Here is a 17,450-nt window from a genome sequence, read left to right as displayed (position 1 = left end):
CGCAACGTACGCCAATCCTTATGGCCCGTACAACGCAACCTTTTCAATAGAGAGCCCTGCCTCGAAAAGACGGCTGGTGCCTTCGTGACGCAGATCGAAAATGCAGATCCTCAATCTTCAACTCGCGCAGGCTCGTGTGAATGCGGCGCTTATTGAGCGGTGATTGTACGGAAATACGCGTCCCCAACCTCTGGTGATGATGCGCTGCTGGAGCATGATCTCCCATGCATCATACCCAGTCAGATTAAGAAGAGGGACCTTCTGATCGTTGCCGTCTTTGGCCCGAGGATCCTTGCGGTTGCGGATAATCAGGAGCCGCTTTTGCATATCGACATCGGGCCAGTCGAGCCGGCAGATCTCTTCCTGCCGCATGTTGTCGCCACGGCGTACCGAACGATGCGTCCCATCGGGATGAATTGCCGACGATTGGCTCGAAGTATTCTATCAGCTCATCGAGCTCATCCTGGGGCGGCCGCCGGTCTCGCCCTCCGAGTTGCCGACAAGACCCAAATGCTTCATTGCGAAGCGCGCCAATCGAACCTCTTCGGCGGAGACCTCGATGCCGTGTAACGCGCAGCATATGTGGCAACAGTTCTGATGAATGAGAAGTCGATTGCCGGTGTCGCCGGCCCAGCACCTTGCTTCGCTCTCTTTCGACCGAATACGATCAGCCGCTCACGATTGAGCTGGGACAATGTCACTGCTCCCAACGCTTCCTTCAGCGCCTCCAAAACAGCTGCCTTAGAACGGCGGGGAGGGCGGCCCACCTCGTCCATATCTTCGACGTGAAGATCGATGATGTCGCCGAACGAACGTACGGACCTGTGCAGCGGCCTTTGGCTTCGGTGATCCACGGCGGTCGATGTTGCACTCCATTTCGAGCGCCCAATCTTCACCATCCTTGCGACGGCGAAAGGTCTCCACATAGCGGTTCTTGCGGCGGACCTGGACGCGCCAGTTCCCGGAGGGCAACTGAGTGAAGCTGGCCATGGCCGTGTGCACTCCGCAATTCCTGTGCGCTACGTGTGCACCGAGAGGTCAAAACGGGCACAAACGTGTGCAATTTCGGCTAGTTTGGAGTGCACATGTTCGTGTTTCGTCCTGTTGAGATGATAGGATAAATCGTTGAAATCGCAAGACTATCGCTTTTCTGTGGCTCCGATGCACAGTCGGACTGAGCCGCTATCGAGGCGCCCGGATGTGCGGGTGGGTACCCATATAAGCGGAGGACTGAGGAAGGATTGCGGGGTTCCAGCAGCCTCTGCTCCGGAGCCATACGGTGATCGCGGAGAACGAGGCGTCGCATAGACGGGGGGATAGCTGAATCGGTGTATCTTAGACGCGCCTTTCTCCTCCGAGCACAGAAGGCGCACGAAGCCAAGACCTGCGCCGGCGATCCCCGTTCCGCGATGGCGCCGGAAGCTCGCGACCCACCGAATTCCGTCCGTTTTCTGGTGATCTGGCCCTTGCGCACTTGCCCTCGCTGGCCGGCCGGTGGAACTCGCGGGCGTCATGGCCGTTGCTTGGCCGCGGCATTTGCAAGCGAGTAGGAGAGCACGTGAACCGACGCCAGCTTGTTCAAGGGTCGGCAGTGCTGCCGGCGTTGCTGCTTGCTTCCCGATCCAGTCTGGCCGCCCCTTCGGATGACATATTCGGGCCGTCCACCGTGAGGGACCTGGCGCGGAGGCTGGCGGGCAAGCCGTACGAGGCGCCGGACGAGAAGCTCCCGGGTGGATTGAAGGACCTGGACTACGATCAGTATCGTTCGATCCGCTTCTTGCCCGAGCGGGCGCTCTGGCGCGGCAAGAATCTCCCATTCGAAGCGCAGTTCTTCCATCGCGGCTTCTTCTACAAGAACAGGGTGAACGTCTTCGAGGTCGCGGACGGAAAGGCATCCGAGCTCAAGTACCGCAAGGCGGACTTCTCCTTCGGCGAGAAGGTCCCGGCGTTCGAGGACATCGATCTCGGGTTCGCAGGCTTCCGGATACACGCGCCGATGAACCGTCCCGACTATTACGACGAGGTCTGCGTCTTCTTAGGGGCGAGCTACTTCCGTGCCGTGGCCAAGGGGCAGACATACGGGCTCTCCGCCCGGGGACTTTCGATCGATACGGGCGAAGCCAAGGGCGAGGAATTTCCGCTCTTCAAGACGTTCTGGCTCGAGCGGCCGGCGCCGGGTGCGACATCGTTGGTGATCCATGCCCTGCTCGACAGCAAGAGCTGCGCCGCGAGCTACCGGTTCACGGTGCGGCCCGGGGAGACGACGGTCTTCGATGTCGAAATGTCGGTCTACCCGCGCGTCGAGATGCCGCGCGCCGGTCTCGCGCCCATGACCAGCATGTTCTACTACGGTCCGAACGACCGCAACGATATCGACGATTTCCGCCCCTCCGTCCACGATTCCGATGGCCTTGCGATCTTCAATGGGAAGAGCGAAAGCCTGTGGCGGCCGCTCAGCAATCCCCGCGATCTCCAGATCAGCACCTTCCAGGATCTCAATCCGCGCGGCTTCGGGCTGATGCAGCGGGAGAGAAACTTCTTCGCCTACCAGGACATCGAATCCAGCTTCGAAAAACGTCCAAGTCTCTGGATGGAGCCGATCGGCGATTGGGGCGAGGGCGGGGTCGTGCTGTTCGAGATCCCGACCAAGGAGGAGGTCCACGACAACATCGCCGCATTCTGGCGGCCGAAAAACCCGCTGCCGGCCAAGGGCGAACACAACTACACCTATCGGCTGCATTGGGGGCCGGATAGCCCGAAGCCGCATTCGCTCGCCAGATTCACGCGAAGCGGCATCGGGGCGAGGGGCGAGGATGCGCGCCTGTTCGTGCTCGATCTGCTCGGCGACGACCTCAAGGGCATCGATCCTGCCGCTGTCAAAGGCGTCGTGACGGCCGAAAAGTCCGAGGTGAAGAACATCGTCACGCAGCCCAATCCCCACACCGGTGGGTGGCGGTTGAGCTTCCAGTGCCAGGTGAAAAGCGAGCCCATCGAGCTGCGGGCGTTTCTGGCAGAAGGCGACAAGCCCTTGTCGGAAATCTGGGTCTACCGATGGGCACCCTGAGCACGGCGCCGCGGCCGATTGCCGGCGATATCGCGACTCAGCGCCTGGCGGGAGCGCGGGTTGGACCCGGGGCCTGCGCCCACATTAATTCGTTGTCGTTGGTGTCGCTAAAGCAACAAATTCCATTTTGGGCTGCGGAGAACTCCCTTAGTCCACCCCGTGGTGTCGATAAACTTCTGAACGTCTGGTTGGAAGAATCCTTCCATCGGATCGTTCAAACGGCGAAATTCAGACAACCATAGATACTTCTCCGTAACAGCAGAGATTTCGAGCCCCCAATTCAGGTAGTGTGACGCGGCACAAGGCGCCATTCTAAATCTCTCCATCGGAAATGGGGAGTCCTGCAATGAACGGCGGAAGCATCGGCTCACGAACCGCGCCGGCGAGTGACGCACCTCCAAAGCCGATGAGCCCGTCGGAGCGGCTCGACGCGATTGACGTTCTGCGGGGCTTGGCCCTATTCGGCGTGCTCGCCATGAACATCGTGACCATATTTCGGGTCTCCATCTTCGCGCCGTTCTTGCCGAACGCGGGGCCGCTCGACCGGGCGGTCGACGCTGTGCTGACGGTCGCCGTCGGCTTCAAGGCGGTTGCGCTGTTCTCGCTGCTGTTCGGCGTCGGCCTCGCCATCCAATTCGAGCGGCTTGCGGACAATGCACGGCGCATGATCTTGCTCGTGCGCAGGCTGGTGGTGTTGCTGGCAATTGGCCTGGTGCATCTCTATTTGATCTGGGACGGCGACATTCTCGTCGAATATGCGCTGGCGGGCTTCGTTGTGCTGCCCTTCCTCGGCGGCGCGCGGTGGCTCATGGCGGGTGCAGCCCTGCTGCTCCTAGGGCTCTACGTGACCATGCTGCTGTTCCCGCCGATCGTGCCGCTGCCGAGTGCAGCCGGGATGGCCGCTCTTGCCGCGGACGCGACGCGTGCCTACGGCACGGGCGGATTTTTCGATGTGCTCGCGTTCCGGATCCGCGAGGTGCCGGCGATCTTTCCGCTGCACGTCATGGCCTTTCCGTGCACTATCGCGCTGTTCCTGGTTGGCGCCTTCGTGTGGCGCAGCGGGTTTTTGCGTCGGGCTTCGGCGAACCGGCGCCTGCTGTTCGTCGTCGCAATCTTTGGCATTCTTCTCGGCGGCGGATTGAGTCTCGTGGCAGCAGGACAAGAGCTCTTCGATTGGCCGTCGCTCGGGCGCGCGCATTTTCCGGTGGAACAGCTGGGCGCGGTCGTGTTGGCCCTGGGTTATGCGGCCGCAGTCATCGCCGCTGTGAACCTCTCGGGCGGGCGGAGGATGCTGGGCTGGGCCGCGCCGCTTGGCCGCATGGCGCTCACCAACTATCTGGCGCAATCTGTGATCTGCGGCTGGATCTTCTACGGCTATGGTCTAGGCCGGTTTGGCCGGCTGGGCGTGGCCGCGACACTGGCGATCGGCATTTTCGTGTATCTCGCGCAGGTGGTGTTCAGCGCGTGGTGGCTGCGCCGCTATCGGTTCGGTCCTGTCGAGTGGCTCTGGCGCTCGTGCATGTATGGGGTACCGCAGCCGATGCGGGCAACGATCAATTTAGCGATCATGCGCGCGACCGCAGCGGATTGATGCGGCCCCCAGATACCCAAGCTGCGTTCTGCTTCAAGCGGAAGCCGCCCAAGTGGGTACGGCTGGTTTTGGCCCTTCAGCGACCTCGGGAGACGTCCGCTTTCTCGCCGCTGTTGGGGTAGAGCCGACATCTGGGCGGCCAGCTGCTTAATGAGTACACGGCCTAGTCTAGGCTAGTGCCTCGTACCGCAATCTGCCGCTAGAACCACCTCTGTCGGCCTAGCGCATCAACGTGGAAGTATGAATGCTGTCGGCGGCGGTATGTGTGTTTCTTGGTACTGGCCTCGCGTTGCCAACATCAGTGCGTAGAATAGAAGGAGAATCAAGAGGCCGCGCATACCAAAGGTCTTCCCGAAGCTATGGCAATTGTGGATCGGATTGTATTCGGTGCGTTTGATGCCGCCGATGGACGCGCGAATTACGCTGAACTCGACCGAAGCCCTGTATCAGCGGCAAACGTTTAGCCGGCCGAGCGAAGGCGCCAGCGTCAGCTCAGCAGATCGACCCTGCCGGTGTCGAGCCGATACAGGCCCCCGACGACTTTCAGTCTGCTCTGCTCAACTGCCGCGTTCAGAATCGGCCCAGTCGATCTGAGTTTGTTGACGTTATCCATTACATTTTGTCGGGTCGCATCGGCGAACGTGTCACCGCTTTGCTGGAGAGATCCTTTAACTGCGGGTGCAAGAGCAGCAACAAGGGATGAAATGTGCCCCGACGGCGGCTTACCGTCGTGGAGTGACTTGATCGTGGCGTCTATCGCACCGCAATGATTGTGGCCAAGTACCAGGATCAACGGCGCGTTCAGCGCGGCGACCGCATATTCCATACTGGCGAGCGTGTCATGGTTGGCGAAGTTGCCGGCGAGCCGGCAGACAAACAGATCACCAAGTCCGCTGTCGAAGACAAGTTCAGGCGCCACACGTGAATCGGCGCAGCTCAGAACGGCCGCATATGGATTTTGCCCATCGACCAAAACCTGGCGCTCGCGTTTGAAATCACCGCCTCGTGATGCACCCTGGACATAGCGATTATTCCCTTCCATTAGCCGGTTCAGCGCAGCATCCGGCGAGAGCAGGTTATCAGGCTTGGGCGGCGCCTTTGTTTCCTTCGCATCGACAATGTTGTTGCTAAGGCGCAGGCAAGCCGCCGAACAAGCGAAGAGCAATAGCGAGCGGCGCGAAGGCGCGATGTCGGTCGGATAGGACAATGCGTGTTGCCTCATCGCGTCGCTTTACGCCACCCGGTGGCCACGGCTTCCGCTTCGCTGCATAACCAGCGCCCACCGGGCTTCTCCGCCAATTCGATTTGTCCGTAACTTAGTTGTCCGGGCAGGTGATAAATCCGATCGCCGTTGCGGTCCGGGGCGCCTTTTATCAGGCACTCGGGCGACGGCGGGTCCGATAGCAGAGCGGGTCCGAGCAGGAGCTGCCGAGCGTCGACCGGAACGGAGCTCGCGCCGACGATGATCGTCCACCTGTTGCGGCGACGCCACTCCCAAGGCGCGATGAACGCCCCCGACCACAGCCCCCCAAGGGCTGTACTCGCCACCAATTCGGATACAGCGTAGCTAGGGATAGATGGACCCCATGATAGTGCCCAGCCCGAGCGTACCATCCAGGCGTTCACATCCTCGCCTTCGATGAAGCACCTGCCGAGTGACCTCCCGTACTTATCAAGTCCTGTGGTATGACAATCCCACGTTCGCCCGTTCGAATGCTTGATAAGCTCGTCGCGAGAAGCTACGCCGCAGGCCCATTTGCCGCCGCGGGCGTCGAGGCAAATCTGATCAGTCTCAGGTGCTTCGATGCCTGAGAGCCGGACCGTGGTTTGCTCGATATCGATCGTATTGCCGTCGATGATGCGCGGAGCGCCGCTGAGTGTGGCCGCGCAGACCGGAGATGTGGTGACCGCGAGCAATGCGACCTTCATTACGCGGTGTTTCATCCGACAATAACCTTTCGCTCTTGATCCATGTTCACGCACGATCCGCCCCCCCCGCCGCATTCGACTGCTTGACCGCACCATGTCCTTTATTGCGCCGGCATCGTTCGACGTGTGCTTTGTAAAAGCTTGTCGTAATTTCCTACTTACGACCTGACGCAGCGTGAGGTTCAAGCGATTTCTTCCGGTGTGCGTGTCTCGGTACCCTTCGAGGCTTGCCGGTCTCTCTCAGTGGGCGCGCACTGCACCGGCTCGTCCTAACAAAGAGATCCCCAACTCGCGATGCACGAGAAATCCGAACCTTCGAACATTGTTTCTCACGGGCTTGAACAAAAAGCGTGAATGCTCGGCGGCCGAGCGGAAGTCAGGCGTGGAGGAGCGGCCTTGCGACGCTTCGTGCCAAATTTCATCGGCAGACAGAAGGCTGCCGACGGGTTCGACGACGCGATGACACTTCGCCGTAAATTTTCGTCACGAAGACTCCAATGTTCTAAAGAAATCTGATCTCGCTTGCCCGGACCGGTCTGGACAAAGGCGCCACGGAGTTCAGCTCAACGCTCGCCGCGTAAATGGGTCGCTATCTCATTTGCGCAAACCCCGCAAAACCCGGAGCCCTCTTTCGTGGAGCCAGCCCGGTTGGTGGTTGATGCCGATCGCGTCATGGCTTTTCGCAGCCCCACGCTGCATCTGATCGTGGTGCCGGCGCGGCGTTCGGACAACTGGACCAGATTGTTCATGACGCAGGCGGCCCGACGGGCGGCCACTCTTGCGTAGTCATGACCGCATATTAGCGCCAGGCGGACCGATGCAGCTTTTCCGGGTAAGCAAGCGTCATCGATCGTCGAGGCTCGATCGGCGTGCTACATACTCACCCAGTAGATCGGCTGATCTGACCAGGCCCTCGCTGCGTGACCATTTACTGAAGGCTTTTGCGCCCCTCCAATCCTTCCGGTTTCTTTGGCTTTATGCGATCGAACCAGGAGCCAGGAGGAAAGGCCGCGATGCGCTTGGCAAGGGAGGATTGCGGCTGCCAATCTTGTCCTTCGCCCTTCTCGAAAGTGATGACCCCGTTGTGGGTAAAAAAACGGGGCCCTGGGATGTTACAGTTCACCAAAAGCAAAACGCGCCACACACCGCCTTTCTCGGTCACCTCGTCGTTCGGCTTCGGCAAGTAGTCCACTCCAACAGGTTCAACGATAGTGCAGCGGCCCTGCCGCAGAAGAGTGCCGAGCTGGCCTTGCATGGTCGTCACAAAGTTGAAGTTTGCCGGATCATGAAGAAAGCGAAGATTTGCGTCCTTTTCGCCATCCGAGACTTCACTGGCGATCAACGAGAGCGCCAGGGCGCGCCAGCCCAATTCCATTGGCTTTGCATAGGTCGACGTAAGTTCAACCGTTCCGTCGAGCGCGATCTTCCAGGTGATAACGTACTGTTCGTCTGATTTACTGTCCCGGTGCCTGGTCCACGAAACGAAAACATATTCATTTCGGTCAACTCCTTGAGCTACGCCCCACGTTCCAGGAACGAACTGTGCCACCTTGGAGACGTTGGAAAGAATTTGTTCTATCGTTTCACCGTCTTGCGCTCGCCACGTTGACTTGACTCTTTCGATAAGGGCGCTGTCGTTCGCGCGGACACTGTTGCTCGTGGCAGCCAGCACCGCAAGGCAAATCAGAGATCGACCGAGACAAAACCATGGCGCGCGGCTTCCAGACATTATCTTCATAACCGTTGGCCTACCTGGTTTTCATCCACGCGTTATTCCAAGCGGGCAACGTCCCCTTTTATGCGAGCGCAAGAAGTTAGCGGCGACGCGACGGGGTGCCCGCTTTTGGCCCGCGCGAGCAGGCGCTCCCCTCTATGTCACGCGCCGCTAACCTCAGTCTCCAGCGGCAGCCCTAATTGCCGTCTGGACATGCCCAGCAGGAGAAGCCTGGGCATGTCGAGGATTTGCATTGTTCGTGCCAGGTAATAGACGGCAATTCGCACCGGCCTCGTGTCCTCTTTGTCGACTTTCCGACTTGCGCACGTTCCGATCGTTCGATCCAGCCCATCCATCGCGGCTTTTACATCAGCCGCGCATTTTTATGATCTCAAGGCTCGTATTGAGAATATCGGGAGCGCAAGCGACCTACGGTCACATTGTGGAACGTGCCGGACCCAGAGCTCACGAAGGCTCGGCCTTGCCGTTTGCTCCGGTGGTCGAGCAAGCGATCATATTGCGCGGAAGCCGTTCTGGCGTACGGCAGCCTACGCCGCCGAGCATCCCTATTTCCTTCGGACGAGCATGAGGTTGACTTCCAGCAGCAATCAACACCGCCCAGCCGTTTGGGCGCCGTGTCGCGGGTTACCGGCCTAGGCGGACGAAAGCGCGACCGAGCTCCGTTCGGCCTCAGCTTCTTGCGCCAATTGCAGAATATGCGCTCTTACTGCATCGGAAGTCGCTGCCGCAGCCTTGCTGAATAGCGGATCTCCATGATCGGTGAGGGCGGAAGCGATTTCGGTCCAATCTTGAGCCGAGAGAGCCTTCAGGGCGGCGGGAAAGAAATCTCGTTCTTCCCACATCATGTGGTGCCGCTCGCGTACGATAAAGTCCCGTACGATGTTGCCGACGTCTTGCCGAAGGACTTCACGGTCCGCGAGGATGGCATCGATAGCTTGCGCGAAGTGATGCAAACGATGGACGACCTCCTGGTGTTCCAGGGCGAGGTCGCCGACGATTGTAGCGATATCCGGATCGCGAGCCTTGAGCTTGGCAAAAATCAAGTCTTCCTGCGGATGATGGTACACCTCCGGGTACACCTCGAAGTAGCTGATAATCGCGCGAATGACCTCATAGTCGGGACGGATCCCTTTCTCAAAAATCTCCAATTCGCGTTGAAGAACGACCAGAAGCAGATCGATGTTGCGATGCTCTCGAAGCAAAAGATCCATGATCATTGCGGTGCTCCTGGAGGCACAATGTAGGCTGGAAGAGTTTCTGCCATTTGACGGTCCACGATCTTGAGTTGTCCACGCAAGACGCCGGTCCGATGACGGCCGGTCTCGGTAGCACTGACTGCCTTGACCTGCGTGGCGGAGCTATGTTGCGAACGTCGATGGACGCAGATTGGCTGCTCCTGACGAACCGGGAAATTTGGATGTTTTCCCTAGGTAGAAGCCCCTAAGTATTTACACGTAAGCCCCGTGAGGAGGGCACCTTGAATGGGGATGACGTCGATTGCGACGACGTTTTGACCGCATCTGGAATTCTTGCCGTCAGTGCAACGTCAGCAATGAGATGGTGATCGCATGAAGGATATCTCCCGCGATACCGCCGAGTAGCTTTTCTTGCATTCGAGAACGGCCCTAGCCGCCTATCACCAGCAGGTCGAGGCTGATACATGAATAAGCCATCGGCGCCATTTGCGCGGTTGTCAGAGTCCTGCGGTAATGGCGATTCGCATCAACTCAGACATGCTGCGGACATTGGCCTTGGCCATGAGGTTCGCGCGGTAAACCTCGACCGTCCTTGGGCTGATGCCGAGATCATGGGCGATCACCTTGTTAATCTTGCCGGCTACAAGCCCCTGCAGGACGTCACGCTCGCGCGACGAGAGGCCCGCGAGGCGAGCTTGCGCCCGCAGTTTCGCTGCTTCATCGGCCGGCCTTATTAGTCGGGATTCCAAGGCGCTATCGATTGCACGCAATAGGACCTCCTCTTCGAAAGGTTTTTCGATGAAGTCGACCGCACCCGCTTTCATCGCTTCGACTGCGAGCGATACGTCGCCATGGCCAGTTATCAGAACCACGGGGCATTCGACGCGATCGGCTTTCAATTTGCGGACCAGTTCGAGACCGCTCATACCTGGCATGCGGACGTCTGACACAATGCAGTCAACCGGACCGCTCGCGATGTCATTGAGAAACGCGGTCGCCGTTTGATAGGTTGCTACGTAGAAGCCGTTAACATCAAGCAGAAACGCGAGCGAGTCCCGAATCGCCGCGTCATCGTCGATCACAAGAATGCGCCGCGCAATCATATCTCTTCACTAAGCTCCGCAACTGGCGCGGTGATCTGAAAGATCGTGCTGCCGCCCGGGTTTACTTTCGCGACGACATGTCCGCCATATGTCTCTATGATCGTGCGGCAGATTGATAGCCCTAGAACCGTGCCATGCTCTTTGGTCGTGGCACAGGGTTGGAACAGGCGCTCGGCGTAGCGCTGGTGCGGGGTCGCCTATCAGCAACGGTAAACCTATGGACCTTGACAACTTGGACGGTCAATTCGCGGCGAGGGCAGGAAGCCATGGCCTCGATTGCGTTGCGTATCAGGTTCAGCGCGACCTGCTGAATCGGGATCTCGGCGACGATTATCGATGGCAGATCGCGTTGCGGATAGCCACGCTTACGGCTTGCTCCTTGGGGCCGACAGCAGCCGGAGCCACAGCTTCTTCAATGAGCGTGAGCGGAGTCTCCACAGCGTGCTCCGTCTCGCTCTTGGCGCCGAATTCCCGCAGGCGCCTGGCTGATATCGTTGAACCGCAGAGCGATGCGGCCGACGCCGATGATGTGCCGCTCGCCTTTTTGTCAGATGACGTTCGGTAGTGGCCGTGCTCGGCGCAGTAGGGCTCCGGCACGAAGCTCGATACATTCGTTGCAACCAGTTCGTGAGGGGGCCAATCAAATAACTGCGCTGCCGCGCCGCTGAACGAGCGAATGACGCCCTTCTCCTCAAGCATAATGATGGGTTCCGGCGTGATGTCCCGGTTCAACTGCAGATGGGCTAGCCTATACTGCGCCTGCTCTGACTCCCGCCGCGACCAATTGCCCATGAAGCCAAGGAGGGGACCACATAGCGTGAATTCCGCGATATCGATCATGTTTGCGGAATCGTTGATAAGGCCCTTCGCAAGAAAGGCGACGCTGATGATGAGTAGAGCAGATAGCAGTACCATGTTTCCCGTCAGGTCCTCTCATTGATCCAATTGTTTCCCACGAGAGGCCACCGGACGCAGTCGGGGCCTCAAGTCACGTCCATCTATTGTGTAGGTTGAACGCCGCTACTCGGCCAGATGCGCCAGTGCGTCGGCTGCACGGTGACGTGTTCTCCGGACTTTGCCTTGATCCAGCCGCCGAAGATGCGGCGGCAAGGAAAGACCACCCGGTGAATGGTATTGCCCTCGATCACTGCAATCTCCAGATCCCGATCAAAGGGTGGCGCCGTTTCGAGTCGCTCCCAGGTCAGGTCGCCAATAGACCTTGGGCGGAGTTCATCGCTGCGGGCTGACAATTCAGGCAACCTTCTGAACACCACGGACGAGATCGCATGGCCGCCACCCGGACAGGCTCAGCGCAGTATAGTCCAGGTGGCGCGTGGTCTCGATCGCCTCAGCTGCGGCCCGGGTCTTATCGGCCGTGGCGCTGTTGAACCTATCGTGCTGGGACATGATCTGCTCGCCAACTGAAATATTAGAATTGCCGCTGCGAAAACACTGCCCGGCTTGGGTCGATTTGATCTGGATCAGCTCAAGCCGTCGGTAGTTCGTATTCATCGCTGTTCTGCGGCAGCTAAACTGGCCTTCCGATCCCGCAATCTGGCCCCTGCCGTGGCAAATGTCGCCGTGGTCCGTCATGTCGAAACATCCTCCGTTGGTGACCAAATCTCCTTGTCCCACGAGGCGAGCGTGGGCGTTGGCTCGTGATGACGTCGGCCGCGCCCTTGCAAGCGGGGCGGCTTCCCAAAAGCGAGAACGGGAAGACGTCGGAATTCGCTAGACACCATTCGGATGGGCCTAGCTGCGCTCGGCATCGATCATCGCCCCGGTCCGCAGGTCGATGAAGTGGACGCCATCGCAGGCAGCGCAGGATATCGGGTGCAGGTTATCGGCACGCGGCTCGGGTGAGTCCGGCAGCAGTCCTTGAACTCGGTCGCCGGTATCTGGACATGAAAAGATGATGGGGCGCCAAGTCTTTCGCTCTGCCATGTATCTGACCTTGGACGGGAAGATCACTTCTATCAGTAGGCGGCCGCTACAGTATTGATACAGGTCAAAAATTGCCGATGCGCGTCCAGAATGGCCGAGCTCGAGCGGCCGCTGCGAGCCGGGCAGGCGTTGGCAGACGACATGTCCCAACTCAGCCGATCCGCCAGAGCCTCCGTTCTTCCGCAACACGCCAGCGTGTAGCCGGGTTGACTTGAGGCGCACTGCACGCGGATGGGGGACGCATGAATTTTTGCTCAATGCTGCGATAGCCGGCAAGCAGATGCTCAATTGATCGCGTTCCTCGCATAATCGGTAGCCTTGCCCATGCTGATCGCTGCCATAGGCTTTGGTGCTGAAATCCTGGGCTCATCGGAATGTTGGCTGCGAAAGCCTGTCATCGGCTCGGCGCGGTTCGCCTCATGCCTACGATCACGTGCGCGCAGGTCCCGCCGTCGATAGCCACAGCCGCCGCGCGTCAGAAATGTCGCTGCCGGGTGATTGGCCAATGACCCGGTGTTTGCGGCAATGCCTCGTGAATCCACCAGTTATCGCGCGTAGAGTTCGCGGCGTCGAGGTTCCATATTGCCTTGATCGAGTATGGGATCGATAGAGATCAACAGCCGGCAGTCTCGGGCTTGACGGCGCATGTTGCTCTCTCAGTCGTCTGTTCGAGACCGTTCTCGATCATAGCCTCACTTTTATCGCTCGAGGGCATGAGCGGACCAGACGGCGCTGTCCCGCGGCCGTTACACAAAAAAGCGAGATCCGCGAGCTCGGACAGAAAGCGATCGCGGGATCTCCGGGATAACAGGAGCACTCGCGCCGCGCCGCTCAAGTCTTGACCACACCTCGGGAGAGGACAACCTCTCGGGATGCTGCTTGAGGCAGATCAAATACTCTCTTGGCTCGAATGGCAGAATGGAGGATAAGCAACCACGGAAAGATCGTACCATGCCTTCATTTAACGTTCGGTTCATTAAGACCGTTTGTGACGATATGGGCCACGAGCATCGTGCCTGTCAGGCAGCGTTCAAGGTCGACGCCGCCTCGCTGAGTGCTGCTGCACAGCAGGCGGAGAACGATTTCTGCAAGCAAAAGAGCGTCCGCGATTGGACAGTCTTCGCCGATGTGATAGAACTTCGAACCCCGCCTGCACTGCAAGCTGGCATTGGGCGGTAGCTTGAGTTTGGCCGGGAAAGTCCGCGCAATTGAATTGCGGCGTCAATCTGCGAACTAGGCGCGATCCGGATCGCACCGATGTCTTGGTGTACTACATTCTGCCGTGGACAGGCGTGACCGGTTGACAACGGATCGCCCCGCGGCGCTTGTTGATACCTGTTCGCGCCAATGCAGGCCGGAGCCTCCGCTCTATGCACGTTCACGTGAGGGCAATCCGGAGAAAACCCGTGTAGAGCCTTAAGACGCGACTGTTGCTTCCATGTCACCAAATAGATGAACCGGCGATCTACGCTCGTGTCGAACGAGGGACGGCATGTTCGATATTTATTTGAACGGAAGACACGATCTTTTGGTCGTTCCGCGAGGCTTCGCGATCCCCGTGGGATTGGACGGCAACTGGAAGCGAAAGAAGCGGGCGGTGCGTTCAGTGAGCGAACTCATTCGCAAAGATGTGCAACAGCGCGGTTACCACCGACGTAGTTTGATCTCAAATCGGTCGAAGGCCGCAGTTGGGCGCTCGTCAGACGCGTAGCCAAGGCGGCATCTACCTTGATCCGTTCTTCGAAACAAGTCGGGCAGGTGTCGCCGATGCCGTCGAGAACCTTGCTTGCCGCATCGACCGCGGGCGGGTACCCCGCTTCATCAGTCTTAACGAGCGAGCTTTCTTTTGAAACGGGGCGTACGGGCGCAGCGCTTTTCCGCAGGACAAGTATTATGAAGCTTTTCCTTGAGTCGATTGCATGCACGCGTGAGTTTTCAGCTGTCCATACTGAAGATGCTTGCGGGCCAGCCGCACGGCCGGGCCGGCATCGAAGTCGTTAAACAGCATTTGGCCATTTATTATAGCAGCGGCCCAGAGTGGCCGGCGCGTATGAAGCGCATCGCGGGCCGCGCGCCCCAACTCGATATTTTCGGCCAAACGCTGATCGAGCGAGAGGCTGGGTGCTGGATTATCACCGAGGAGGGAAGGAAGGCTCTTGAGACGCTCGAACAGCTCGATCGGGGTACTATGCGAGGTCAGGTTGAGCGGCAGATCGCGCAAGAACCTGAAGATCAACTACCACCCTGGTGTCTCAGCCGTGAATGAGCGCGCGCGCGGAAAGCGCTCCCGGCAAGCGATTGAGCCCGGGCAAAGGGCTGTCGGCGTGACGGCTTGTCACTCAAGCCTTGCTCATTTCGATGTGCTCCCAATAGATCGCGCAAGTTCAGTTTGGAGATAATGCGGTGGCGATGGGTACTGTGAGGTGGTTCAGTAAATCTGAGGATGCAGGAGCTGACGTCTTCGTGCACATCAGCGCCTTCCATAAGGCCGGCTCCACCAATCTTGCGAAGGCGCCGGCCTACGAGATGAAGGCGAGTCGTTCAGGCAAATCAGTGGAGAGAACCTGCGTAGTGGTTGACGACGTCGCCTGGCGAGGGGCTCTGCCTGTCCTTCAAGGCTCTGACCGCCTCTGGCGTTCTGACGTGGAGTCTGGCTTCTTACGAAGCCATCGATATGGCCTCAGCATGTCATCTGGAAGGCTTGTCGTACTGCTCTTTCAGCAAACACCTTATTCCCGGCTGGGCATTACGATCCTGAGATTGGGGTGGAGGGGCGTTAATTGCGGGGCCGCATCAGGACGACCGAGTGCTATCTGTCGCGCATTCCCGGATGTGACCTCGGCAGGCGTGAACCTCACTGATAGGCTCGCTCGAGTCGAGGACCATCAAAGGTCCGCGGTCCCTCTACCCAAGATATCGACACATCACACCAAAAGCGAACTCGACGAAACCGCGGGATCAAAGCTGAAGCCTAGCCCGTGATCTTCACGTCGGCCGCCTCTCTCTAAGAAATCAGAGCGAACGCTGAAAGCAGAACGTCTTTCCGTTTTCACGTCCTTCTTGAAAAGAAGACAAAGCTGTTCCTTCCCCGAGCCGTTGAGCCGGGCTCGGACGACGGGCACGAAGACGAGACTGATCTAGTAATCGAGCGCAGCCCGAGGGAGCTCCGGCGTCTTGATAACACAGCGGCCAATCGTCATAAGGCGACCACAGCAAGAGACCCCACGATGTCTCACACCGCCTCGATGTTTGATCGCCCTAGGCTCAATTCAAATGACTAATCTCACCGAGTCGGAGCTGTTCAGGTTCATCCTGATTGGCTTGCTCATTTCAGAACATGTTAGTCTACCTGCTTAGCTTCGAGTAGAAAGGTGTCGATTGAGGGCTGCATTTGATCATAACGAAGCCCGCGAACACCGCGTGAAGACACTACCGAGCTTATACCCTGGCGCGAGTTCCTATGATTGCCCCTTTTTTACGATCGTCCCTCCGGAAAAACTATGTTACAAGCCGCTTGTCTCAAAAGGAGCATTCATCGTGAAAAAAGCAACCAAGAAACGCGTTAAGCGGCGCGAGTGGACGAAGGCAGATGTCAAGGAGCTCAAAGCTCATTCGAAGGCTCGGACCCCCGTCATAAAGCTAGCAAAAATGACCAAACGCAGCGTCGGTGCGCTACGCCAGAAGGCGCTAAATCTTGGAATCGGACTGGGACATCAGCGGTAATTTTAAACAACGCTGGCTATTGGCGCGGAAGGGCGGCTCGCGGGCCGCCCTCTAGAGTCGGGGAAATTTTGCCGCCAACTAGCTTTGCCGATCCGAGCTGAGACGATCGGCATCATCGGCTAAACAAGAACTCGGCAGTATCGTTGTCATCTATCGATGAGAACTGGGATCAACGCGTCGGCCCTCGGCATCGCCGGCCGCCAAGCGTGACTCATAGTGGGCTACAAAGAGGATCAAGCAGCTGCGTCCCGGCGCCGAGATCCAGATAGTTCTCCGCTGCTCAAAGCAGCTCGTAATCCCATCCAGTGTGCTGGTCCACGAGCCATTGTGTATCCCAGTATCAGTCCCGGGCCTCGGGCAGCGGCCTTCGGGTCCAAACCTCCAATCTTCAGCAGCCGAAACCGCGGCAGGAGACGCTCGCCCGGAATTGTCCTCGTCCCATTGGGCTGCGTGGGTGTATTCAGATCAGCAACAGAGAGATCGCCGCAACTACGTCACTTAGCGTTGGCGGGGTGCGCCGGTGTAAAGTGAGCGTCGTCGCGAAATTGGCCGGAGTCGGCGCATTCGGATCAACAATAGATCAGCGAAGATGTCTGAGCGAGCCCTGGCCGCCGGTGGTGACGCAGGTTCTTTGCACTGCCTAGCGAAAGAAGGCCGCACTGCCTCCGCTCGGCGTGGACGCGGGAAGTACCGTGGCAGGTTGGGGTCCCGCCGACCTCATATCTGGGCATAAGCAGCTCAGAAGCCGGTAAAGGCTTCGTCTACGAATGACTTGCCAGGTCGGAAGCCGCCGAAACAACGCGCCGGTGCTGGGCGCGTTAACTTTCGAGAAGCTGACCAGTCTCGACGAATTACCGCAGCGGGGGCGCCGAATCCACCATCCGTTCGGCGAGCAGCTTCTTCAACTTCGGCAAGGCCGCCTGGCTAGGTCAAACAGATCGGCTGATCAATTTAGCCAAATGGAAGGACCACGTGATTCCTCGAAGCTCATGCCACACTAAAGTTTGGGCGTAAGCGGACGTGGTCGCGCCTGTTGGCTAGCTCGAGCTTCTAGGCGATATGGCGCGCTTAGCAGCAATTGAAAAAGCGCTCTGTTGGCCTGATAGATGGCGGCGGAGCGGCTACGTCCTGAACCCGTCACCACTTGGGTGCCTTCCGCGGTCTG

Annotated in this window: 15 protein-coding genes; 4 read left to right on the top strand and 11 right to left on the bottom strand. The window is 58.7% G+C overall.

The window, feature by feature from the left end; translation table 11 throughout:
• Nucleotides 1–117: 117 nt before the first annotated feature.
• Complete coding sequence (locus I6F31_RS04530) at nucleotides 118–372, bottom strand: hypothetical protein (protein WP_225184812.1); 255 nt, start codon at nucleotides 370–372, stop codon at nucleotides 118–120.
• Between the two features lie 1,186 nt (nucleotides 373–1,558).
• Here I6F31_RS04530 and I6F31_RS04525 point away from each other — a divergent pair.
• Together I6F31_RS04525 and I6F31_RS04520 are read left to right on the top strand one after the other, a co-directional pair.
• Nucleotides 1,559–3,064: a glucan biosynthesis protein G gene (locus I6F31_RS04525; protein ID WP_225184811.1), complete on the top strand. Its 1,506-nt coding sequence runs from the start codon at nucleotides 1,559–1,561 to the stop codon at nucleotides 3,062–3,064.
• A 346-nt stretch (nucleotides 3,065–3,410) separates the two neighbouring features.
• Nucleotides 3,411–4,655: a DUF418 domain-containing protein gene (locus I6F31_RS04520; protein WP_225184810.1), complete on the top strand. Its 1,245-nt coding sequence runs from the start codon at nucleotides 3,411–3,413 to the stop codon at nucleotides 4,653–4,655.
• A 487-nt stretch (nucleotides 4,656–5,142) separates the two neighbouring features.
• Here I6F31_RS04520 and I6F31_RS04515 read toward each other — a convergent pair whose 3' ends face one another.
• From I6F31_RS04515 to I6F31_RS04470, 10 genes are all read right to left on the bottom strand, one after another.
• Nucleotides 5,143–5,877, bottom strand: coding sequence for a carbonic anhydrase (locus I6F31_RS04515; RefSeq protein ID WP_225184809.1), 735 nt, complete (start codon nucleotides 5,875–5,877; stop codon nucleotides 5,143–5,145).
• Nucleotides 5,874–6,770, bottom strand: coding sequence for a thermonuclease family protein (locus I6F31_RS04510; protein WP_225184808.1), 897 nt, complete (start codon nucleotides 6,768–6,770; stop codon nucleotides 5,874–5,876). Before I6F31_RS04510 ends, I6F31_RS04515 begins: the two co-directional genes overlap by 4 nt.
• A 742-nt stretch (nucleotides 6,771–7,512) precedes the next feature.
• The gene (locus tag I6F31_RS04505; protein WP_225184807.1) at nucleotides 7,513–8,256 is read right to left on the bottom strand and encodes a nodulate formation efficiency C protein; all 744 of its coding nucleotides are present in this window, start codon (nucleotides 8,254–8,256) and stop codon (nucleotides 7,513–7,515) included.
• Between the two features lie 695 nt (nucleotides 8,257–8,951).
• Entirely contained in the window at nucleotides 8,952–9,536 is a 585-nt protein-coding gene (locus tag I6F31_RS04500; protein ID WP_225184806.1) for a hemerythrin domain-containing protein, read from the bottom strand.
• Between the two features lie 476 nt (nucleotides 9,537–10,012).
• Nucleotides 10,013–10,618, bottom strand: a complete 606-nt coding sequence (gene fixJ, locus I6F31_RS04495; protein WP_225184805.1) for a response regulator FixJ — start codon at nucleotides 10,616–10,618, stop codon at nucleotides 10,013–10,015.
• The gene (locus I6F31_RS04490) at nucleotides 10,615–10,731 is read right to left on the bottom strand and encodes a hypothetical protein (protein ID WP_346656469.1); all 117 of its coding nucleotides are present in this window, start codon (nucleotides 10,729–10,731) and stop codon (nucleotides 10,615–10,617) included. The genes fixJ and I6F31_RS04490 overlap by 4 nt, the downstream gene beginning before the upstream one ends.
• A gap of 217 nt (nucleotides 10,732–10,948) precedes the next feature.
• The gene (locus tag I6F31_RS04485) at nucleotides 10,949–11,533 is read right to left on the bottom strand and encodes a PAS domain-containing protein (protein WP_225184804.1); all 585 of its coding nucleotides are present in this window, start codon (nucleotides 11,531–11,533) and stop codon (nucleotides 10,949–10,951) included.
• A gap of 83 nt (nucleotides 11,534–11,616) precedes the next feature.
• Entirely contained in the window at nucleotides 11,617–11,877 is a 261-nt protein-coding gene (locus I6F31_RS04480) for a hypothetical protein (protein ID WP_225184803.1), read from the bottom strand.
• Nucleotides 11,870–12,211, bottom strand: a complete 342-nt coding sequence (locus tag I6F31_RS04475) for a hypothetical protein (protein ID WP_225184802.1) — start codon at nucleotides 12,209–12,211, stop codon at nucleotides 11,870–11,872. Before I6F31_RS04475 ends, I6F31_RS04480 begins: the two co-directional genes overlap by 8 nt.
• 159 nt (nucleotides 12,212–12,370) lie before the next feature.
• Nucleotides 12,371–12,712, bottom strand: coding sequence for a hypothetical protein (locus I6F31_RS04470; protein ID WP_225184801.1), 342 nt, complete (start codon nucleotides 12,710–12,712; stop codon nucleotides 12,371–12,373).
• Nucleotides 12,713–13,441: 729 nt separating this feature from the next.
• On the opposite strand from I6F31_RS04470, the gene I6F31_RS04465 reads away from it, so the two are divergent.
• Nucleotides 13,442–13,741 carry a hypothetical protein gene (locus I6F31_RS04465; protein WP_225184800.1) on the top strand — a complete coding sequence of 100 codons (300 nt, stop codon included), beginning with the start codon at nucleotides 13,442–13,444 and terminating at the stop codon, nucleotides 13,739–13,741.
• A 748-nt stretch (nucleotides 13,742–14,489) separates the two neighbouring features.
• A complete protein-coding gene (locus I6F31_RS04460; protein WP_225184799.1) occupies nucleotides 14,490–14,828 on the top strand; it encodes a hypothetical protein in 339 nt (112 codons plus the stop codon).
• Nucleotides 14,829–17,450: the final 2,622 nt, after the last annotated feature.

Origin of the sequence: Bradyrhizobium sp. NBAIM01 (assembly GCF_020194115.1) — a bacterium.
Lineage (GTDB): Bacteria > Pseudomonadota > Alphaproteobacteria > Rhizobiales > Xanthobacteraceae > Bradyrhizobium > Bradyrhizobium yuanmingense.
Note: the sequence above shows the minus strand (reverse complement) of the source record. Positions and strands in the feature narration are given on the sequence as shown.